General features: G+C 64.7%; 17 protein-coding genes. 6 read left to right on the top strand and 11 right to left on the bottom strand.

What is annotated here, in order from left to right; translation table 11 throughout:
- The first annotated feature begins 18 nt into the window (after window positions 1-18).
- The 3 genes from AC1DWT_RS12860 to yddG all read left to right on the top strand — a co-directional run bounded on the left by AC1DWT_RS12860 (window position 19) and on the right by yddG (window position 3,299).
- Window positions 19-909 (top strand): carbon-nitrogen hydrolase family protein, encoded by an 891-nt coding sequence (locus AC1DWT_RS12860; RefSeq protein ID WP_477920830.1) that lies wholly within the window; start codon window positions 19-21, stop codon window positions 907-909.
- A 68-nt stretch (window positions 910-977) separates the two neighbouring features.
- Window positions 978-1,898 carry a polysaccharide deacetylase family protein gene (locus tag AC1DWT_RS12855; RefSeq protein ID WP_477920828.1) on the top strand — a complete coding sequence of 307 codons (921 nt, stop codon included), beginning with the start codon at window positions 978-980 and terminating at the stop codon, window positions 1,896-1,898.
- A gap of 342 nt (window positions 1,899-2,240) precedes the next feature.
- A complete protein-coding gene (gene yddG, locus AC1DWT_RS12850) occupies window positions 2,241-3,299 on the top strand; it encodes an aromatic amino acid DMT transporter YddG (protein WP_477920826.1) in 1,059 nt (352 codons plus the stop codon).
- Between the two features lie 285 nt (window positions 3,300-3,584).
- Here the strand turns inward: yddG and AC1DWT_RS12845 are convergent, their stop codons facing one another.
- Together AC1DWT_RS12845 and AC1DWT_RS12840 are read right to left on the bottom strand one after the other, a co-directional pair.
- Entirely contained in the window at window positions 3,585-4,949 is a 1,365-nt protein-coding gene (locus AC1DWT_RS12845; RefSeq protein ID WP_477920824.1) for an MFS transporter, read from the bottom strand.
- Window positions 4,950-5,377: 428 nt separating this feature from the next.
- The gene (locus AC1DWT_RS12840; protein WP_477920895.1) at window positions 5,378-6,067 is read right to left on the bottom strand and encodes a GntR family transcriptional regulator; all 690 of its coding nucleotides are present in this window, start codon (window positions 6,065-6,067) and stop codon (window positions 5,378-5,380) included.
- Window positions 6,068-6,391: 324 nt separating this feature from the next.
- On the opposite strand from AC1DWT_RS12840, the gene AC1DWT_RS12835 reads away from it, so the two are divergent.
- Entirely contained in the window at window positions 6,392-7,903 is a 1,512-nt protein-coding gene (locus tag AC1DWT_RS12835) for an aldehyde dehydrogenase family protein (protein ID WP_477920822.1), read from the top strand.
- A 63-nt stretch (window positions 7,904-7,966) separates the two neighbouring features.
- Here AC1DWT_RS12835 and AC1DWT_RS12830 read toward each other — a convergent pair whose 3' ends face one another.
- Window positions 7,967-8,761 carry a GntR family transcriptional regulator gene (locus AC1DWT_RS12830; protein WP_477920820.1) on the bottom strand — a complete coding sequence of 265 codons (795 nt, stop codon included), beginning with the start codon at window positions 8,759-8,761 and terminating at the stop codon, window positions 7,967-7,969.
- 160 nt (window positions 8,762-8,921) lie between these two features.
- On the opposite strand from AC1DWT_RS12830, the gene AC1DWT_RS12825 reads away from it, so the two are divergent.
- Window positions 8,922-9,317, top strand: coding sequence for a WhiB family transcriptional regulator (locus tag AC1DWT_RS12825; RefSeq protein WP_378676396.1), 396 nt, complete (start codon window positions 8,922-8,924; stop codon window positions 9,315-9,317).
- A gap of 65 nt (window positions 9,318-9,382) precedes the next feature.
- On the opposite strand, the gene AC1DWT_RS12820 is transcribed toward AC1DWT_RS12825, so the two are convergent.
- Entirely contained in the window at window positions 9,383-10,837 is a 1,455-nt protein-coding gene (locus AC1DWT_RS12820) for an amino acid permease (RefSeq protein ID WP_477920818.1), read from the bottom strand.
- A gap of 267 nt (window positions 10,838-11,104) precedes the next feature.
- On the opposite strand from AC1DWT_RS12820, the gene AC1DWT_RS12815 reads away from it, so the two are divergent.
- Window positions 11,105-12,244: a PucR family transcriptional regulator gene (locus tag AC1DWT_RS12815; RefSeq protein ID WP_477920817.1), complete on the top strand. Its 1,140-nt coding sequence runs from the start codon at window positions 11,105-11,107 to the stop codon at window positions 12,242-12,244.
- Window positions 12,245-12,314: 70 nt separating this feature from the next.
- Here AC1DWT_RS12815 and AC1DWT_RS12810 read toward each other — a convergent pair whose 3' ends face one another.
- The 7 genes from AC1DWT_RS12810 to AC1DWT_RS12780 form a co-directional block, all read right to left on the bottom strand.
- The gene (locus tag AC1DWT_RS12810; protein ID WP_477920815.1) at window positions 12,315-13,664 is read right to left on the bottom strand and encodes an MFS transporter; all 1,350 of its coding nucleotides are present in this window, start codon (window positions 13,662-13,664) and stop codon (window positions 12,315-12,317) included.
- Between the two features lie 58 nt (window positions 13,665-13,722).
- A complete protein-coding gene (locus tag AC1DWT_RS12805; protein WP_477920813.1) occupies window positions 13,723-15,054 on the bottom strand; it encodes a flavin monoamine oxidase family protein in 1,332 nt (443 codons plus the stop codon).
- Window positions 15,055-15,375: 321 nt separating this feature from the next.
- Entirely contained in the window at window positions 15,376-16,131 is a 756-nt protein-coding gene (locus tag AC1DWT_RS12800) for a PDC sensor domain-containing protein (protein WP_477920812.1), read from the bottom strand.
- The gene (locus tag AC1DWT_RS12795) at window positions 16,128-16,874 is read right to left on the bottom strand and encodes a FadR/GntR family transcriptional regulator (RefSeq protein WP_387491168.1); all 747 of its coding nucleotides are present in this window, start codon (window positions 16,872-16,874) and stop codon (window positions 16,128-16,130) included. The genes AC1DWT_RS12800 and AC1DWT_RS12795 overlap by 4 nt, the downstream gene beginning before the upstream one ends.
- A gap of 610 nt (window positions 16,875-17,484) precedes the next feature.
- On the bottom strand, window positions 17,485-19,038 hold the full coding sequence (locus tag AC1DWT_RS12790; RefSeq protein WP_095862101.1) for an AMP-binding protein: 1,554 nt from the start codon (window positions 19,036-19,038) through the stop codon (window positions 17,485-17,487).
- 81 nt (window positions 19,039-19,119) lie between these two features.
- Window positions 19,120-19,404 carry a 2Fe-2S iron-sulfur cluster binding domain-containing protein gene (locus AC1DWT_RS12785; RefSeq protein WP_371851530.1) on the bottom strand — a complete coding sequence of 95 codons (285 nt, stop codon included), beginning with the start codon at window positions 19,402-19,404 and terminating at the stop codon, window positions 19,120-19,122.
- Between the two features lie 13 nt (window positions 19,405-19,417).
- On the bottom strand, window positions 19,418-20,503 hold the full coding sequence (locus AC1DWT_RS12780) for an ABC transporter ATP-binding protein (RefSeq protein ID WP_072937042.1): 1,086 nt from the start codon (window positions 20,501-20,503) through the stop codon (window positions 19,418-19,420).
- Window positions 20,504-20,518 lie beyond the last annotated feature (15 nt).

Here is a 20,518-nt window from a genome sequence, read left to right as displayed (position 1 = left end):
CAACCGAGGCAGGGTTCAATGTCAGATTCGATCACAATTTCCGCCGCGAGCTTCGCGATCCGTCCGGTGAGTAGTTTCGACGAGTTCGCCGACCATTCACGGGGACTCCTCGACCAGGCGGCCGGCAGCGACCTGGTTCTCTTCCCGGAGTTGTTCACGCTGGAGTTGTTCACCATCGCCGATTCGTGGCAAGACGATCCGGTCACCGAATTGACGCGTATCGGTGATTACACCCGGGAATACCGTTCTTTGTTCAGTTCGGAAGCGCGCAAGCGCAATCAATTCATCGCGGCGGGATCGCACCTGGAATATCGCGAAGACGGATACTACAACATCGCATACATTTTCGGCCCCGACGGGGAACAGTACGAGCACCGCAAGACGCATATCTTTCCTGCGGAGGCGGATTGGTCGACGAGGGAGGGCGACGACATGGACGTCTTCGAACTTCCGTTCGCCACGGTCGGTTTCAACGTCTGCTACGAGACCGAAATTCCCGAATGTGCGTCGTCGCTCGCCGAACAGGGCGCGGAGATAATTCTCTGTCCGTCGTACACCTTCACCGAGTACGGGTACTGGCGGGTGCGGCACTGCGCGCAGGCCCGCGCCATCGAGAACCAGGTCTACTTCGCGCACTGCGCCACCGGCGGCGCACCCGGTGGCCCCATCCCCAGCGGGTGGACCCAGAGTTCGATTCTCTCGCCCTGCGACCTCCCGTGGACCCCCTCCGGGGTCGTGGCGCAAGCGCCCGTAGCGAACACCGAGAATGTCGTCACAGGCGTCGTCGATCTCGATGTCCTGCGCCGGAACCGTCTCGACGGTGCCGCGACCACGTTCCAGGATCGCCGCCGGCGCGTGGAGTCCTACCGCCGCTGGCCCTCCCACACCACCGCACGCCAGCTCGGCTAGGACGCTCCGCCGATCTCGACGAGCCTCACCCCACCACAAGCACGCAACCGATATCAGGAGAAGCGACAATGGGTCATCTCGAACTGCCCGCGGGCAAGAAGATTGCAGTCAATCTCGGAACCGACTTCGACGCACAGTCACTCTGGCTGGGCGGGTTCAACAAACCCAGCCCGTCCTTCATGTCGCGCGGCGAGTTCGGCGCCAAGGTCGGCGTCCCGCGCCTACTCGATCTCTACGCCCGCTACGACATCAAGACCACCTGGTTCACGCCCGGGCACACCGTCGACACGTTCACGAAGGAATGTGAACAGATCGCCGAGAAGGGTCACGAGTTCGGCCACCACGGGTATTTCCACGAGAACCCCACCCTGATCGATGCCGGGACCGAGGAGGAGCTGGTCGAGCGTGCCTTCSCCACCTTCGACAAGCAACTCGGTGTTCGTCCGACGGGGTACCGCTCGCCGTACTGGGACTACTCCGACAACACCCTGGACATCGTCGAGAAGATGGGGTTCAAGTACGACTCCTCCCTGATGGGCCGCGACCTCGAGGCATACCGTCCGCAGCGGTGGGCCATCGACTGGGAGAACGGCAACAAGCCMGGCAAGGCGAGCCACGTCCTCGAACTGCCGGTCAGCTGGTACCTCGACGACTTCCCGCCACTCGCCTGCATCACCGGAGTACAGGCCGGCCAGCAGGACAGTCGTACCGTCTTCGAACGCTGGCGCGACATCTTCGACTACGGCTATCAGAACGTCGAGGGTGCCGCGTTCGTCTCGTGTGTGCATCCGCAGATCGTCGGCCAGGCCCATCACATGATGTGGTACCAGAAGCTGATCGAGCACATGGTGTCCCACGACGGTGTCTGGTTCGCGACCACCGACGAGATCGCCGACTGCTGGGTCGATGACGAGGAGGACAAGCGGAACATGGAGCTTCCCGACATTCGGACCACGGCGCCGCGTCCGAGCTACTACCCCGACTTCTGATTCCGACCGAGAGTTCCGTGTGGCCCGCTCCCCGAGCGGGCCACACGGCGTTCCCGTGATGGCCACCGCTGATCATTCCTGCAGGTTGCACGCCTACCGACCACTGCGGCGCACGTCACCTTGTCAATTTTGTGATCACAGATTACATTCAGGTAAGAATCGCGTAACGGTCGGGTTCCCTCGCGCCGATGTACGCCGATTCGTGGTGCCCACGACAACTCGATCCACAGACCTCTCAGGTGTGCCGCGGGACGAACTCCCTCCTCGCCTGCACGTCACGGTGTTCGGGTTCGACAATCCCTGAGCTCAGCACGAAGGAGGATCATCTTGGCAAGAGTGGCGATGACTGGCCGGAACGCAACCTTGGCCGGCCTGGCAGCGATTGTGTTGTGGAGCACCATGGTCGGCATGATCCGACTGGTCACCGAGAGTCTCGGCGCCATCGGCGGCGCGGCCATGATCTACACGTGCTGCTCCGTTTTGTTGTTCCTCACCGTCGGGTGGCCCAAACTTCGCGAGTTCAACCGCGTCTATCTGCTGACCGGTGCGCTGATGTTCGCCGGATACGAAGTGTGCTTCGCTCTCGCGATCGGACTGGCAACCGACGCGCGCCAGGCGATCGAGGTCGGCATCGTGAACTACCTGTGGCCGTGCCTGACAGTCCTGTTCGCCATCCTGTTCACCGGTCAGAGATCCTCGCTCTTGTTCATCCCCGGCATCGGGTTGTCCATTGCCGGGATCGCACTGGTCCTCGGCGGTGACGCCGGACTCGACCTGCCCGGGACCATCGAGAACATTCGCACGAATCCCCTCAGTTACGCCCTCGCACTCCTGGGTGCCGTCATCTGGTCCGCGTATTGCACCGTGACAAAGCTGTTCGCCAAGGGCAACAACGGGATTACTCCGTTCTTCATGCTTACCGCAGCATCGTTCTGGGTCCTGTACCTGTTCAGTGACACCGAACCCCTCCACCTGACGCTGACCGGGGTGGTAGCGACACTGGTAGCGRCATGCGCCATCGGCTTCGGCTATGCCCTGTGGAATGTGGGCATTCTTCACGGAAACATGACCTTGCTCGCTGCCGCTTCCTACTTCACACCGGTACTGTCGGCTGCGTTCTCTTCGCTGATGTTGGCTACCGCGCTCGGAGTCACCTTCTGGGTCGGTACCGCGATCGTGTGCGTCGGAGCAACGGTGTGCTGGGTCGCAACGCGCGAACCGAAGAAGGCCGGCGAAATTACTCCTCCAGCACCGGCGACGTCCGACAGCACCGTCACGAAGGAACGACCGCGGGATCGTGCGTCAGTGCGCGTCAGCGGTCGACGTCACTCGTCGCGAGGCCCGAGCGCGCTGGAAATTCGCCGGCGCAAGCACGAAGCCGACGCGATCGACACCCACTGACTGTCGCTGACCTTTACGTCACCGAGCCATCGTCGCCGTCCGCGACGATGGCTCGGTGACGTTGGTCGTCAGGGCGAAGCGATAGGCCTTCCCGACTGCTCGCCGGTTGACCGTCGGAGTGGTGCCGTATGTCTGCCACCGCAGAGACACCGAATCCCGCAGCAAGCGTTCACCGGTCGAGTGCCGGCCTGTACGGTTCGGCGCTGCCGGGAAAGTCCATGAGACACACGAGAACCGTGTCCTTCGAAGCGAAGGACACGGTTCTCGAATAGTGCCTGGGTTCTGCTACACGGAGATCGTCTCCGCGGGGGCGGGCGACTTGGCCGTCTGGCCGAGCCCGGCGCTCTCGGAGAGGGACAGCCCCCGGGTCTCGGGTGCCCACATCTGGGAGATCACGGCACCGAAGAGGGTGACGCCGGCGGCGATCAGCATGGTGACGCCGATGCCGAGGCTACTGAGGGACAGCGGCACCAGGAACGTGCCGATCGCAGCGCCGATGCGGCTGAGCGAGGACGCCAATCCGACTGCGGAACCGCGGACTTCGGTGGGGAACAGCTCGTTCGGGTACACCCACTGCAGGATCTGGGAGCCGCCGATGAGGACCGCGTAGGCGGCGAAGAGAACCATGATGATCGCGCTCGGCGCTCCGGGGAAGATTCCCAGCAGCAGCAGGGCCAGACCCGACCACACGAAGCTGTGGATCAGCAGCGGGCGCCGGCCCATCCGGTTGACCAGCAACAGCGCGAAGACACAACCGACCATGAACAGGATGGTGATGGCGGCGGATCCGATGTGTGCGGCGTCGCCCTCGAGTTTGAGGGCACCGAGGATGGCCGGGGCGAAGGCATAGACGGCGAACAACGGAACCACCGAGCAGGTCCAGAAGAGGGTGATGAAGGCCATCCGCTTGCCGTAGCCGGAGCGGAGGAGTTCCTTGACGCCGACGTTGGTCTCTTCGTCCGCAGGAAGGTCGGCGACGGTGACACCGGGACCGTAGACCTTGAGCAGCACTTCGTTGGCCTTGTCGATCTTCCCCTTGCTGACCAGCCACCTGGGCGACTCCGGTGTGCCGACCCGGGCCACGACGATCAATACTGCGGGGAATGCGGCACTGGCGAGCATCCAACGCCACGCGTCGTCTCCGGCGGTTCGCGCCAGGACCTCGCCGACGACGTACGCTGCCGCCGCTCCGACGAACCACATGGTGACGAAGGCACCCAGCAACGGACCACGGTACTTACGCGGCGCGAACTCCGTCATCAGTGACGTGGCGATCGGGTAGTCCGCACCCACGGCCATGCCCAGGAGCAGCCTCAGAACAATCAACCAGACGACGCCCTCCACGAAGAACTGCGCCACGGAGCAGGCGATGATCGCAACCAGGTCGAGGGTGAACAGGACCTCCCGGCCGAAGCGGTCGGTCAGCCAACCGCCGGCAAAGGCGCCGAGCAGGATGCCGATCAGCGTGGACGCGGCGATCAGGCCCTGTTCGGCCGACGACAGGTTCCACTGGCCCGAGATCTGCACCATCGCGACAYCGATGATCGAGAGGGCGTAACCGTCGAGGAACGGCCCTCCCGAGGAGAACACCGCTAACTTCTTGTGAAATGTGGACAGTGGCGCGTCGTCCAACGGGTTGGTCGTCGTCATCTCGGACTCCTTGTTGACATACTGTGCCGACCCGGACCTGATGCGGCATTCCTCGGTGGCGATATCGAGGTGGTCGGATGTTGATTCAATTCCTGTTGAGACACATAGCGATTCGAGAACACGTGATTCTCGACCCGAGGCCGTGCCGGCGACCCGGCGATACGAGCTGGCTTCGTTCACTACTTCCCGCACCCTCTGGTGTGATGTGCGTCTCGTCACAGAACAATAATATGTAATCACAGATCACACAACCCCCGGGCGTGCTTCCACCCCGATGACACAGCGGGACAGCCGATCGCTCACCCGGCCGCGGGCCCACCATCTTCGGCGGCGCGACCTTCCGGCCGTGGTTACTCGGGGGTCATACCGGCCCGAGGGTGCACTGCTCGACGGCGATTCGCGCCGACGGCGTAGAGGTGTGTTTCGCGCTAGCCGGCGTCTGCCGACGCGGCCTGCTCGGTCGCCAGGAGCGCTTTGATGCGGTCGGTCGCGTCGAGGAGCGATTCCTCGTTGACCGCGGCCGCGGATTCACCCGAGCGATCCCGGGCAGCAGCAACGAGGCGCTCCTGGAATCGCCACAGCGGGTCGTCTCCCCCGGAGTCCAGGCTTCCCTGCGCGCCCACGATCTTGTAGGCCCGGCAGTGGTTCCACAGGTTGCGGATCGTCTGCAGAAGAACAGGATTCGCGGCGGCCTCGTACAGGATCGACAACAGGGCCTCGTCGTGGTCGAGAAGGGCGACCACGCGTCCCTCGGCGACGGCGGCGCGCATCAGCGTGAACTCGGCTTGCATCCGGTCGCAGTCCTCGGCGCTGATTCGCTGGGCGCCGAGCCGGGCGGCCTCCACCTCGAGCAGCCGGCGCACGTCGTAGACGTGCACCAACTCGGCGAGGGTCAGGCCTTTGACCACCGCCCCCCGGTGGGGCACGCGTTCGGCCAACCCGGCTTCCTCGAGTCGGCGGATCGCCTCGCGCACCGGCATCACGCTGGTTCCCACCTGCTCGGCGAGATCACGCACGCGCAGGCGGGCACCGGCAGGCAGATCACCGTTCATGATCGACTCGTGAATCATCGAGTAGACCTGATCGGTCAGAAGTGTCGGCTCGGCGCGCTTGGACATGACCACAGATCACATATTAACCGGCGATCGGACCTCCCCCGGCGGCCGGCGACCTCCGATCGGTAATACGCGCTGTCGGAGCAGCAGCAGCACATGGCGCTTTCCGGGTGTTTTCGGGCGACCGAAAACAGCCTCACCCTTGTGTGATCTGTGATTACATTTTAGTCTGGTGCGAGACGCAGATGCCGCAGCAGCACGCCCACCTCAGGCGATCCCCGAATACACGCCATTGCACCCGCACTATTCATGCCCGCCGTAATCGGCCCGGGATCCACAACGGACCGGGCCTGCAGCTCGAGTTCCACGATCATGGAGGTACCTCTGATGTCCATCTCTACTCCCGTCGAGGACGTGACGGTACGCCGTGCACCCGGCTCGGCGCCGCTGATCACGGCGGCCGATCTTCCCCCTACCTCGCATTTCGTCGACGGCGCCTTCGACGATGCTGCTCCCGGCGACGTGTTCGATGTGATCGACCCCAGCGCGGAGAACGTCATCGCCCAGATCCCGCAGGGCACCACCGCGGACGTCGACCGTGCGGTGAGCGTCGCCGCAGCGGCCGCGGAAGCCTGGGCACGCGTGGTACCCAAGGAGCGGTCGGAGGTGCTGCACAAGATCGCCGACCGGCTCGCAGCCAACGCCGACCTGCTCGCCCGGCTCGAATCCGCGAACGCAGGAAAGCCCCTGGCCGTCTCCCGTGACGACGTCGACGGCACCATCGACACCTTCCGCTTCATGGCCGGCGCTCTGCGCGCGACCACGTCCATGGCCGCCGGCGACTACGTCGAGAACCACCTGTCGGTGATCCTGCGCGAACCCCTCGGAGTGGTCGGAGTGGTCACCCCGTGGAACTACCCCCTGCTGATGGCCGCCTGGAAGATCGCCCCCATCCTCGCAGCCGGCAACACCCTGGTGATCAAGCCGTCGGAGCAGACCCCGCTGACAACCCTGAAGTTCGCCGAACTCGTCGCCGACCTGCTGCCCGCCGGGGTGCTGAACGTGGTCACAGGCCGCGGCTCGGTCGTCGGCGCCCGGCTCGCCGAGCACCCGGACGTGGACATGATCGCCCTCACCGGGTCGGTGGGCAGTGGCCGCGCCGTCGCCCGCGGCGCCGCCGAGACCCTCAAGCGGGTCCACCTCGAACTCGGCGGCAAGGCGCCGGTCGTGATCTTCGCCGACGCCAACCTCGAGGAGGCAGCTGAATCGCTGCGGGTCGCGAGCTTCTGGAATTCCGGGCAGGAATGCGGCGCGGCGTGCCGCGTCCTGGTCCACGAGTCGGTCGCCGACAAGTTCGTCGAACTCTTCGTCGCTCAGGTCCGCGAACTCGCCATCGGCGAACCCGGCTCCGGGGACGACATCGAGATCGGGCCCCTGGTCTCCAAGGCTCATTTCGATCGCGTCGTCGGATACCTCGATCGCGCCGCCCAGCAGGGCATCCGGGTCGCCATCGGCGGAACGGCACTGGCCGGTACCGGCTACTTCGTGGCACCGACGGTGCTCGTCGACGTCCCCGACGGCGCCGAGTGCTCCCGTGAGGAGATCTTCGGACCCGTCGTCACCGTCGAGACCTTCACCGACGAGGACGAGGCCGTGCGCCGCGCCAACGACGTACCCGTCGGCCTGTCCGCTTCGGTCTGGACCGAGAACGCGCGCCGCAGTCACGACATCGCTGCGCGGCTGGATTCCGGTACCGTCTGGGTCAATTCACACCTGGTGCTGGCCAACGAGGTCCCGTGGGGTGGATTCAAGGGTTCCGGTTACGGCCGCGACCTGTCGATCTACGCCCTCGACGACTACTCCCGCACCAAGCACGTCATGCACAACCACAGTCGCTGATTCGATCGCACCACGAACCGACGTCGACGGTGCCGATCGAGTCCTGCCATGCCGCCCATACGGTCATCCGTGTGGGCGGCACGCTCGTGCCTGGATCCGGGTTCCAGCGGTGAAATCCCGTGGCGGTCCGTCGATGTGCTCGGAAAATCTGGTGGACAGCGGATCGAGAATTCCGCGCACGGTGGAGCGAGAAGTGCGGCACACGTGCTCGAGAATGCGGAATGCGCTGTCGCCGTCGCGGGTTTCGACTGCAGCGACGAGGTCGGCGAGATAGCTCCACCGGGACAGTCCGTGCCCGACGGCGTCGCGCACCCAGAGGTTCTTGTAGGGGCGGCAGGTGTCCCACATGCCCTGGATCAGCCCGGTGAGAACCGGGTTGTTTCCCGCGGAGAACAACGCCGACAGCAGCAGTTCGTCCTGAGCGACGGCTCCTGCGATGTCGCCGTGCGCAGCCGCGCTCTCCAGCAGCCGCCAGTGCTGTCTCATCGTCTCGACGGCCGCGTCGTCGGCCAGGACGGCGCCCCGGCGCGCGGCATCGGGCTCGAGCATGATGCGCACGTCGTACACGTATTCGAGTTCGTCGATACTCAACTCCCGCACCGACGCTCCCCGGTAGGGCTCCGTGACGATCAGACCCGCCTGCTCGAGCCGCCGGAACGCCTCCCGGACCGGCATCACGCTGGTGCCCACCAATGCGGCGACCTCCCGGATCCGTAGCTGCGTCCCCGGCGCCCAGTGACCCTGCGCGATGTGCCCGCGCAGGGTCTCGTATACCCGGTCCGCAAGCAAGTTCGACGAAGAACTGTGCGGTGGAGTCGTTTTCATCTCCCGCAGAACGAGAGTATTCGGCCTGCCCATGAGGACCTCCGAGTTGTGGCGAGATCGCCGGAGAGAGGTCACCGACGGTTACAGCCACCCTAGCACCTGTTGTGATCACAGATCGAATCTATTGACGGGTGGGTGTGATCCCGGCTACGGTCATCGATAGCGTGAAAGACCGGATAGAAGCGGAGAAGTCATGAGCGCGTCTCTGACAGCGCACCCGTACGCACCCTCGACGGAGATGTGGGACTGGCAGTTGCATGCCCGCTGCCGAGACATGGACACCGACCTGTTCTTCTCCCCCGACGGCGAAACACGGCAGGCTCGACGCTATCGCGAAGAGTTCGTCACCCAGATCTGTCACTCCTGCCCGGTCGTGTCCGAGTGCCACACGTACGCCCAGACAGTTCGTGAGCCGTACGGGATCTGGGGCGGCGCGACCGAGGCCGATCGCCGATTCTCGACCGCCCGCACGCCGCGGCAGCAGCCCGGAACGAGCACCGCAACCGGAAGCGCCGCACGACGTCTGACCGTTTCCTCCCGCCATCCGAGGCCCGGACGGCAAGAGCGTTCCGGGGACGCAGCAGACTAGGCGGGGTCACGTAGCGCATGTCTCTGGGCCGGAGCAGCGTGCTCCGGCCCAGAGGAATCCCGCGACTACCGGTCGCTCGGCAGCGCGTACGACGCCTCGGTGTCGAAGTCTGGTTCCTTATCGATGTTTCCGCCTTCGACGGAACCGGCCGGCGTACGCCCGGGGCCGAACTTGCGCCGAGCCTGGTATGCGATCAGGGTGACGGCGAGGGCACCCAGGCTGAGGGAGATCTGCGATCGCGTGGATTCGACGAAGAACATCGAGATCAAGACCGCGAGGATACCGACGACCCCGAGGATCGAGAGGTACGGGAAGAGCCACATCTTGAAGCGGAGTTCGCGGGCCTTCTCCCGGCCGAGCATTGACCGGAGTTTGATCTGGGAGAGCGCGATCATCAGGTAGACCATCAAGATGGTGGCGCCCGACGCGTTGACGATGAACGCGAACGCCGTCGTCGGCGAGAAGTAGTCGAGCGCAACGCAGCCCAGCCCGACGCACAACGCGGCCAGCAGCGCCCCGCGGGGAACTCCGTTCTTGTCCACCCGAGCGACCGAACGCGGTGCGTCGCCCTGATTGGCCAGCACGAACATCATGCGCGAGGCGGTGTAGAGACTCGAATTCAGGCAGGACAGCACCGCAACCAGGACCACCGCGTTCATGATGTCCGGGCCGCCCGGGATACCCATGACGTTCAAGGCGTCGACGAAGGGCGACTGGCCGACCCTGATGGAAGTCCAGGGGACGATGATCGCCAGGAGAAGCACGGAGCCGAGATAGAACACTCCGACACGGCCGATCACGGAGTTCGCGGCCTTGGCAACCGACTTCTCGGGTTCTTCGGACTCTGCCGCCGCGATCGTGGCGATCTCGGGACCGACCATGGAGAAGACCGCGACGACGACACCGGAGAGAACGACCGTCCATCCGTTCGGTGCGAATCCCCCGTGATCGGTCAGGTTGGAGACGTCCGCGCTGTGCCCCGGCCACAGGCCCACCACGAAGCACGCCCCGATTGCGAGGAACGCGATGATCGCGGCGACCTTGATGCCGGCGAACCAGTACTCGAACTCACCGAAATTGCGCACCGACCGAAGGTTGGTGGCGACCATGGCGAGCAGCAACGCCGCCGCCATGGGCCACGAGGGGAGATCTATCCACCGCTGCAGGAGTTTTCCGCCGATCACGGCCTCGGCCCCGGCGACGACTACCCAGAAGAACCAGTACAGCCACCCGGTGGTGAAACCCGCGCGGTGCCCGAACGCCTTACGCGCGTATCCGGCAAAGGACCCCGTCGACGGGTCTGCCACGGCCATTTCGCCGAGCATGCGCATGACGAGAATGACTACGAGACCGGTGATCGCGTAGGAGAAGATTGCGGCGGGGCCCGAGGAGTTCAGCAGCGCGCTGGAACCGACGAACAGTCCGGCGCCGATGACGCCGCCGATAGCAATCATCGTCAGGTGACGTTGCTTGAGGCTCTTCTGCAGGGCGGGTGACGGGTTCTTATCCAAATCAGACATCGGCAGCTCTCACGATCGATTCGACACACGTGGACGCGGGGAGGTCTGTCCGCATCCGCCGAGCGAGACTTCCACTCGCCCAACGACTTCGATCAAACCTGGCGGCAGCAACGCACCCGCCCAGGAGATGATCACGTCCCGTGTCTGGATGTGATCCATATAACACCCCCGAGGTGCTCCGCGACTATCGACAGATGCCAGAAGTATGCAGGTGTACGTCAGACATATGGATGATCAACAAACTGGCCGCATGTTAATATATTAGTTATGAATCAGATCGGCCGGGGTGCTGCCATTGCGAGCGTCGACGATTTCATGGCACGCACGCGCCGGCACCTGGGGGCGTCCGTAGTGCTGCTCGACAGCGATTTCGAGATGATCGCGTACAGTGCCCGGTCGATCGCAATGTCACAAGATCACTCACAGTCGGTCGTCAGGCAAGCGACCGATGCGGACACCCGCAACTGGATCGTCGATTGCGGAATCACCTACGCCACCAGGCCGGTTCGAACACCGGCGAACAGGAATACCGGCTCGAAGGCACGAATCTGCCTCCCCGTCCGGCACGGAGGAAAAACGTACGGGTTCTTGTTCGTCCTGCCGGACGACGACGCATCGATCTCCGACCATGAACTCGAAGAATTGATGCCGCTCGCGGCCCAGGCGGGCGCGCTGCTCGCCGCCGACGCATCGGGGAACGGACACCTGGCAGGGGCGTTTGCGGACCTGCTGGAAGGCGATCCGGACAGGTCTTCGGCTGCCGCCGAGCATCTCCGGGCGTCGGGCGACGTGTCCGACGCCGAATTCACGATGCTCGCAACGGACCACGACGCGATCGATCGACGGCCGGGCGTCACCGCGGTGCCGATGGGACGACTCACGGCAGTATTTGTAACGCACCGTGATTCATCATCTGCCGCACTTCGCTCAGCTGTCGACAGCTACACCGCCGAGGGAAGCGTCGTCGGAGTCGGGGGAACCTACGCGAACCTTCGGGATGCCAGGAAGAGTTGGCGGCAGGCAAGGCTGTGCCTCGACGTCATTGCGTTCGAGCCCTCCAAGGGGCCGGTGGCGTACTGGGATCAGCTCGGCGTGTATCGGCTGGCCGCAATCGCGTCCGCGGAGCTCATCGCCGAAGCGGTCATCACCCCTGCGGTCAGGGCGCTGTTCGAGCACCGGAACCGAGACCTTCTCTCCACCGCGGAGACCTTCTTCGACAATGGTGGCGACATTGCCGCAACGACCGATGCTCTGAGCATTCATCGGCAGACCCTCTACTACCGGCTACGTCGAATTCAGGAACTCACGACGCTGGATCTGTCGATCGGCCAGGACCGCTTGGAGTTGCACGTCGGCCTCGCGCTGGGAAGGCTCGTCGGGGGTCCGGGAACGTCGAATCGCTCGTAGCCGTGAGGTACCCGGACGCTCGGCGAGCGCCCGGGTACCTGCGAATCGTATCTGCCCTGCCGGCTGGGAGTCAGGCGGTAGGTAGCGTCGTGCGTGTGGTGGTGCTCAGTGCGGCGCTTTCCGTCAGTGCCATTCCGCGGGTCTCCGGTGCCATGACCTGTGACAAGACCGCGCCGAGGAGGGTGATGGCGGCMGCGATGAGCATCGTGGGGCCGATGCCGATACCGCTGAGCGACAGCGGCACCAGGAACGTGCCGACCGCGGCGCCGATGCGACTGAGCGAGGAGGCCATTCCTACCGCGGAACCCCGGATCTCGGTGGGAAACAGCTCGTTCGGGTAGACCCACTGCAGGATCTGACTGCCGCCGATGACCACCGCGTAGATCGCGAACAGCGCCATGATGATCACGCTCGGTGCTTCGGGGAACAGTCCGAGGATCAGGAGAGCGAGTCCGGACCACAGGAAGCTGTGGATGAGGAGGGGTCGCCGGCCCATCCGATTCACCAGAAGCAGCGCGACGACGCATCCGACCAGGAACAGGATCGTGATCACGGCCGACCCGAAGTGTGCTGCATCGCCTTCGAGCTTCAGTGCCCCGAGGATGGCGGGTGCGAACGCGTAGACGGCGAACAGCGGCACGATCGAGCAGGTCCAGAACAGCGTGATGAAAGCCATCCGCTTTCCGTATCCCGATCGCAGGAGATCCTTGACGCTGACGGTGCCGTCTTCCCTCGGGAGGTCTGCGATGCTGACGGTGGGTCCGTAGACCTTCCGCATCACTTCGTTCGCTTCGTCGATCTTTCCCTTGTTCGCCAGCCAACGGGGGGACTCGGGTGTTCCGACCCGGGCGAGGACGATCAGAGTCGCAGGCACTGCGGCGCTGGCCAGCATCCAACGCCATGCGTCTTCGTGTCCCGTTCGTGCCAGGAATTCTCCGACGACGTAAGCAGCTGCGGCGCCGACGAACCACATCGCGACGAACGCGCCGAGGAACGGACCCCGGTACTTGCGCGGCGTGAATTCGGTCAGCAGGGAGGTGGCGATCGGATAGTCCGCACCTACGGCCATACCGATCAGCAGGCGCAGAATGATCAGCCACACGACGTCTTGGACGAAGAATTGAGCCACGGAGAACACGATGAKGGCGACCAGGTCGATCGTGAACAGAATCTCACGTCCGAACTTGTCGGTCAGCCATCCACCGGCATAGGCGCCCAGCAGGATTCCGATCAGCGACGAGGCACCGACCAGGCCCTGTTCGACGGACGACAGGCTCCACTGATCCGCGAACTGCACCATCGCGACACCGATGATCGACAAGACGTAGCCGTCGAGAAACGGTCCGCCCGAGGAGAACAGCGCTAGCTTCTTGTGGAATCTGGACAGTGGCGCATCGTCCAAAGGGTTGATCGTCGTCATAACGAGCTCCTCGTCAGTGATGGTGTTCTGAAGTCGGTGTCGGGCCGGCGAGCGTCGGTCAGTTGTTCGAGGAGGCAACGGAGGCCCGGATCAGGGAAGCGACACGTTCTGCTTCCGTGTACGCCCCGTGGGTCCCCGCGGTCTCGGACGTGTAGTCCCCGGCGAAGTGGATCGAGCCCACCGACCGCTGGAGTTCGGCCAGATTCGCGGCGCGATCGGGGCCGAGTAGTGCAAAGCAGTGTTCCCACGTACGTGCGTGAACGCCGGTGATCCTTCCTCTGAGCTGCGGTGCAACGGTCAAGAAGCTCTCCACCCAGTCGGCGACGCGGGCCTCGTCTTCGGCGAACCCCGGCTGGAACCCGGTGGAATTCCCGTAGCAGGTGAATTGCACTCTGCCCGCGGCCCAGTTGGGTCCTACCCGGCCCGGGGTCGGGTTGATGATCGCGTCGAACGGCATTCCGGCGGTCACGATGAACGCCCAGTCTTCGATGCCGGACAGGCCGTCGATATCGGCGACGATATTGAGCGTGGTGCTGCCGGGAGTGTCGAAGCTGCTGAGCGCGTCGGTCTTCCATGTCGGTAGATCACTGAAGACGGTGGGAACCAGAGGGGCAGGCAGCGTCGATACGACATGACGGGTCAGGAGTGTTCCCACTCCCTCCGGGCCGGTGAAGCTGACCTCGTAAGCGTCCTGCTCGTCCTTGAAGGCGACACCGGTGACCACGGTGTCGAACCGAACGGTGTCCGCAGGCAGGTGGCCGTGCATCGCCCTGGGGATGGCCTGCATGCCGCCGAGCGCGAAGGATCGGTTGCGCTTCTCTCGCGCGAGGTAGCTCGCGAAGTAGCGGAGGGCGTACTTCGCCGACAGCTTGGCCGGGTCTCCGACAGCCCCGCCGCGCAGAGCGGCGTCGATGATCTGACGTACGCCGGGTTGCAGTCCGCTGAGCCGGTCGGCGATCGTCTCGGTAGCCAGACCCTGATCGTCCTGGTCCAGCACGCCGTTGCTCGTGTGCTCGTTGTATTCGAGCAGGGCACTGTCGAAAAATTCGCTCAACTCCGCCTTTTCGGAGTCGGTCAGATCCAGACGTGCGACGAGGTCTTCGTTGGTCTCGGCGACGATCGTCTTGCCGTTGACATGGATTCCGTACGTCGCGGGTTCGAACGGTACGACGTCCAGCGCGAGTTCGGTGGCAAGTTCTTCGGTCCGGGTGTTCCTGTAGATGAACAGTGCACCGGAGTTCGCACTCGCCCCCGCGAGATCTACCGTGTTCGACCTTCCTCCCACTTCACCGGTTGCCTCGAGCACGCAGATATCCAATTTCAGGTCTCGAAGAAAGTAGGCCGTGGCCACTCCCGCTGTACCGCCACCAACGACGATCACGTCGTACATGCATGTCTCCTGAAACCGAAGTAGTGAAGTTGACTGCTGCAGCGAAGGCCAACTTGCTCGACCTCGAAGTTGGGAATCCGACAACGGCGGCGGACGTCCACAAAGCTGCATGCGTCACAACGTCTTTGGCGATTGCCCAGGCTCGCTCCCACCGCCGGCGGTAGTCCCGCGCGCCGCAGGAGTTGTGACGCCCGCCACATCATCGTGGCACAAGGAAAGTCTATAAGCAATAGAAGATATTTTCACTTTTTAAATTTCTAGCGCGAAGTGCCAGGTCAGGGGCTACCGGACACGGGTAACCGCGGATCCGAGGCCCCGGGATCAGGGCAGAGGCGACACCAACTGCCAGCTTCTGCCGTTCGGGAAGAGGTCCGCGGCCAGTTCCGACGTGGACCACGACGTGACGTCGTCCGGTTGCAGAAGGTCCCCGGGTAGGTATCCGGACGTCGTGGAGGCGATGACGCGCAAGTCCGCATTCACCAGAACGACGGGACTTCGGCCCCGGTCCCCCGTGAACAGGAAACGCTCGAACCGATGCGCCAGAACATCGGCACCCGCGACGCCGGCGAAACCACCCGCAGTGATGACCGGCACCGAGATCGTGACCGTGTAGCTGTAGGAGTCGATACCGCCGAAGTCGACGTACGGTCCGATGATGGCAGGGGTGCCGCAGGTCTGAGGAATGGAGAACCAGCCCCGGCTGGAGTAGTCGTAGAAGGACACCTGTCCGGGGTTGACGCTGTGGCCGATGAACTCGAGATCCCCGTGGTCGTCGTAGCCCCACCACTCCATCCAGTACGGGCTGTCCGTCAGATAGTCCACGGCGGTGGCCACGCCGATGCGATCCACCGCGTACTCGGGGTTCCGTAGACACGCCTGCAGACTCTCGCGGATTCCGCCGAGATCGGAGCGGGCGGGTCGACGCCCGTCCCGCTCGACGCGATCGAGCAACTCGCGCATGTCGGCACGCACACGAGTGAGGCTGTCCAGTGTCGCGCGCAGATAGTCGGTGATCTCTGCGGTCAGCCGATCCAAATCCGGAAGCTGCGCGGGCCGGCGGCCGTCCTCGTTCTTCACGTCGCCGCCAACGCGAGGTGACGATCGACCAGAACGCGGGTTTCTCGTGCACAATGCTCCAGCGCATGGCGGTGCGCGGCGTCGGGATCACGATTGCGGATGGCCTCCACGATCAACGCGTGCTCGCGGATCGCATCGTGCGGATCCAGCGCGTCCGTGTCCCACAGCAGCGGGGCCACCTGGGCCTGCGCCTGGACGATCAACGTCGTCAGATGCGACGACTGCGCCGCGGCGCCGAGTTCGATGTGGAAGCGGCTGTCCGCGCGGCGTCGAACGTCCGCACGAGTGGCCTCGGCAAAATTCCGTGCGAGATCCTCCAGCCGGTCGACGTCCTCGGGCAAGGTGCGCAGGGCCGCAAGGCGGGTTGCCGCGCCGGTCAATGCCCCCACCAAGTCCCCGAGGTCCCGCAACTTCTCCGCACTCGTCGTGCGAAGTTGCGCGTCCGCCCGTTCGCGGTCGGCGGTGCCGAAGTCGCGGACGTAGCTCCCCCCGCCCCGGCCTCGCCGGGTTTCGATCAGACCGCGGTCCCTCAATACGGTCAGAGCCTGCCGCAACGTCACCGTCGAAACCTGCAGTTTGGCGGCCAACTCGGCCTCGGTGGGTAGCCGTTCCCCGCCGGCCAGCAGGCCGACCGCGATCGTCATCTCCAGTTGATGCACGACGCCGTCGACCAACTTCGAGACGGAGTCGTCCCGCACTCGACCGAGATCGACAGAGAAGACGTCTTTCTCCACAGAATTCATATCCCCGCCAACGCACTTCAGGACGGATGAGAGTCTGACGAAGCCGGAGGGTGCGTCCGCCGAGGCTCCACCCCACGCTTAAACATCATAACTATACTTTATCTTCTCTCACCGTACCTGCTGCCCGGTTTCGACCGGGCTCGCCCCACCCAATGGGACGCCCAGCCGCACAGGAAGTCGATTCGGCTGTGCGGATGAGCGAGGATCGAGGGCAGTGGCTGACGGACACGGGGTATTCCGCGCAGCCCGGCTGCCGTCCTAGGCGGGGGCGTCGACGATCTTCCAGTAGGAGTCCTTGCGGACGATCTTGTCGTCCCGGAACTCCCAGTGGTCGCATCCGCGCGCGCTCACCTGCTTGCCGTCGGTCGTCGTGCGGGTGACAAGCCAACTCCTCGTTCGAGCAGGGCTATCCGGAAGAGCTCGAGCAGCGCGTGCTGGCTGGCCGGCCTGACGTGGGGCCGGCTGGGGTCTGATGTGCCCTCGGTGGGGCGGGGCAGGAGAACTCCGCCCTCGATGACATCCATCGTCCGCCACCGCAGCGGCGCCTCCACCCAGGAATTGAGACGTATCGACCTGCACGGCCGGTACGTTCCACACTGAAAACTCGATGTCAGTTGACCTGACGTGCGTGTCCGTCCCAATACGGGGAGCGCAGTTTGAACTTCTGCAGCTTGCCGGTGGCGGTGCGGGCCAGCTCACTGCGGAACTCCACCGAGGTCGGTGCCTTGTACCCGGCCAGATGCTGCTTGCACCAGCCGATCAACTCCGCCTCCGTGCCGCTGTCGGACGGTGTGCCGGGGGTCAGGACCACCAGGGCCTTGATCGTCTCTCCCCACTTCTCGCTCGGCACCGCGATCACGGCCACCTCGGACACGGCCGGGTGGGAAAACAGGCAGTCCTCGACCTCGATCGAAGACACGTTCTCACCGCCGGTGATGATCACGTCCTTCTTCCGGTCGGCGATGGTCAGATATCCATCGTCGCCGACGACGCCACCGTCGCCGGTGTGGAACCAGCCACCGGCCAGCGCCTTCTCGGTCTCCTCCGGTTTGTTCCAGTAGCCCTCCATCACGACGTTGGAGCGGGCCAGCACCTCCCCCGCGCCTTCCTCGCCCTCCTCGATCTGCAGCCGGACACCGAGCGCCGGGGCGCCGGCCCGGATCAGTTTCGCCGCGCGGTCCTCGGGGTCGAGGTCGTCCCATTCAGCGCGGGTGCGGTTGACGGTCAGCAGCGGGGAGGTTTCGGTGAGACCGTAGATCTGGATGAACTCCCAACCGAGTTCCTCCTCGACCCGCACGACGGTCGTCGTGGGCGGCGGCGCAGCGGCCATGATGATCCGCACCCGGTCCCGGCCGGGAATCTCGCCCTCCCAGGTCTGTGCGGCCTCGAGGACCGCGGACGCGACCGCCGGCGCCCCACAGAGCACCGTGACCCCGTGGTCGCGGACCCGCCTCAGGATCTCGGCGCCGTCGACCTTGCGCAGGACGATGTGCCGGGCGCCGACGCCGGTCAGCGCGAACGGTTGACCCCAGCCGTTGCAATGGAACATCGGCAGCGTGTGCAGGTACACGTCCCGGTCACCGATCCCGGCGTGCAGCCCGAACGTGACCGCGTTGACCCAGATGTTGCGGTGGGTGATCTCCACACCCTTCGGGCGGGCGGTGGTCCCGGAGGTGTAGTTGAGGGTGGCGATGGCCGACTCGTCCGGCTCCCACGGCTGCGGCACCGCCCCGGGAGCGGCGTAGAGGTCGGTGTCCGAGCCCAGGACGAACTTGTGCTCGCAGTCGACCTCCGCGAGCGCGTCCTCGAGTTCGGGATCGACGTAGAGGACGCGGGCACCGGAGTCCTCGACGATGTAACGGACCTCGTCGGGGCGCAGCCGGAAGTTGGCCGGGACCAGCACCCGGCCCGAACCGCTGACCCCGAAGAACGAGGTCATCAACCGGCTGGAGTTGTGGCTGACGATCGCGACCCGCTCACCGGCGCCGATGCCGAGTTCATCGAGCTTGGCGGTTTGGCGGCGGGCCAGGTCGGCGATCTCGGCGTAGGTCAGCGACCCCTGGGACGGGGCGGGTTGGTCAGGTTCGTCGACCACACCGATCCTGTCCCCGTACACGGTCTCCGCGCGGTCGAGAAAATCGTTGACACTGAACGGGACAAACACAACTCCTCCTACGGATGTTCGTACGCCGGTGATGCCAGGGTTCTGCCCTGGTGTCGCTACCGGACGAGGGCAGGTTCCTCTTTACGCATTCGAAGACCAGTGTCGACCTGTGGTGTCGGAGACGTACTGCATCCCCGCTGGGGGGTTCCGGCCCGGCTCGGAGTCGGCATGGGCGCTTCCGCGGGGGTCGGGCACGCCGACGACGCCGCGAACTTCGCATGTTCTGCATGTGTCCTCCTCACACGAGGTCATTACATCTTTGCCTGTGCCGAGGTGTGCGTCGAGATGCGAGTCGTAGCCCTCGAGGTCGAAGCGCGCATCGCCGTGCGGGCGCGGGAGTCTTACTTCCCTGCCCGCACGGCGAATCCGGAACCCGACGTCAGTCCCCGATCCGATCCCCCGTCTCCGGGTGGAACAGGTGCACCGCTCCGTCTCGCTTGCGCAGTGAGACGGTGTCGGCGAGCCGGGCGGGGGTGCGGGTCAACGACCGGGCGACGAGTTGGGTGCCGTCCCCGGCGATGTGGGTGTGGACGTACGATTCGCTCCCGAGCTCCTCGACGAGGTCGACGATCACCTCGATGCCGCCCTCCCCGGTCGACAGTTCGAGCTGCTCGGGCCGCACGCCGACCGTCACGGTCTCCAGGCCGGCCGCGTGCAGCGTCGACAGCTGCTCGCGTTCGAGCGGGAGCGTCGAGTTCCCGAGGCGCACGCCGTCGCTGACGATGGGCATGGTCATCAGATTCATTGCAGGCGAACCGATGAAACCGGCGACGAAGGCGTTCTTCGGGCGATCGTACAGCTCGGTGGGAGCCGAGAACTGTTGCAGCTTGCCGTTCTTGAGGACGGCTACCCGGTCACCCATGGTCATGGCCTCGACCTGGTCGTGGGTGACGTACACGGTGGTGGTGCCGAGCCGGCGCTGCAGCGCCGCGATCTGGGTGCGGGTCTGGACGCGCAGCTTGGCGTCGAGGTTCGACAGCGGCTCGTCCATGCAGAACACCTGCGGCTCACGCACGATCGCGCGGCCCATCGCCACCCGCTGACGCTGACCTCCGGACAGCTTGCCGGGTTTACGGTCGAGATAGTCGGTGAGGTCGAGCAATTTGGCGGCATCGGCCACCTTCTTCTTCCGTTCCTCCACACCGACCCCGCGCATCTTCAGCGCGAATCCCATGTTCTCGCCCACCGTCTTGTTGGGGTAGAGGGCGTAGTTCTGGAACACCATCGCGATGTCGCGATCCTTCGACGGCACCCCCACCATGTCCTTGCCGCCGATCTCGATGGTGCCCTCGTCGATGTCCTCGAGGCCGGCGAGCATCCGCAACGCCGTGCTCTTGCCGGAACCCGACGGGCCGACGAGGACGATGAACTCGCCGTCTTCGATGTCGAGGTCGAGCGAATCGACCGCCAGCGTGTCGGCGTTCTCGTAGAGGCAGGAGGCGCCCTTGTACGCGATGTCAGCCATGATTGCTCCTCAGGT

Source organism: Rhodococcus sp. P4_B6 (assembly GCF_056402215.1).
Note: the sequence above shows the minus strand (reverse complement) of the source record. Positions and strands in the feature narration are given on the sequence as shown.

Coding starts and splice junctions, on each gene's coding strand:
- AC1DWT_RS12820 (WP_477920818.1), bottom strand. CDS start 10,837: ATGTCTGATTTGGATAAGAACCCGTCACCCGCCCTGCAGAAGAGCCTC.
- AC1DWT_RS12815 (WP_477920817.1), top strand. CDS start 11,105: ATGAATCAGATCGGCCGGGGTGCTGCCATTGCGAGCGTCGACGATTTC.
- AC1DWT_RS12860 (WP_477920830.1), top strand. CDS start 19: ATGTCAGATTCGATCACAATTTCCGCCGCGAGCTTCGCGATCCGTCCG.
- AC1DWT_RS12840 (WP_477920895.1), bottom strand. CDS start 6,067: ATGTCCAAGCGCGCCGAGCCGACACTTCTGACCGATCAGGTCTACTCG.
- AC1DWT_RS12830 (WP_477920820.1), bottom strand. CDS start 8,761: ATGGGCAGGCCGAATACTCTCGTTCTGCGGGAGATGAAAACGACTCCA.
- AC1DWT_RS12825 (WP_378676396.1), top strand. CDS start 8,922: ATGAGCGCGTCTCTGACAGCGCACCCGTACGCACCCTCGACGGAGATG.
- AC1DWT_RS12835 (WP_477920822.1), top strand. CDS start 6,392: ATGTCCATCTCTACTCCCGTCGAGGACGTGACGGTACGCCGTGCACCC.
- AC1DWT_RS12805 (WP_477920813.1), bottom strand. CDS start 15,054: ATGTACGACGTGATCGTCGTTGGTGGCGGTACAGCGGGAGTGGCCACG.
- AC1DWT_RS12780 (WP_072937042.1), bottom strand. CDS start 20,503: ATGGCTGACATCGCGTACAAGGGCGCCTCCTGCCTCTACGAGAACGCC.
- AC1DWT_RS12795 (WP_387491168.1), bottom strand. CDS start 16,874: ATGAATTCTGTGGAGAAAGACGTCTTCTCTGTCGATCTCGGTCGAGTG.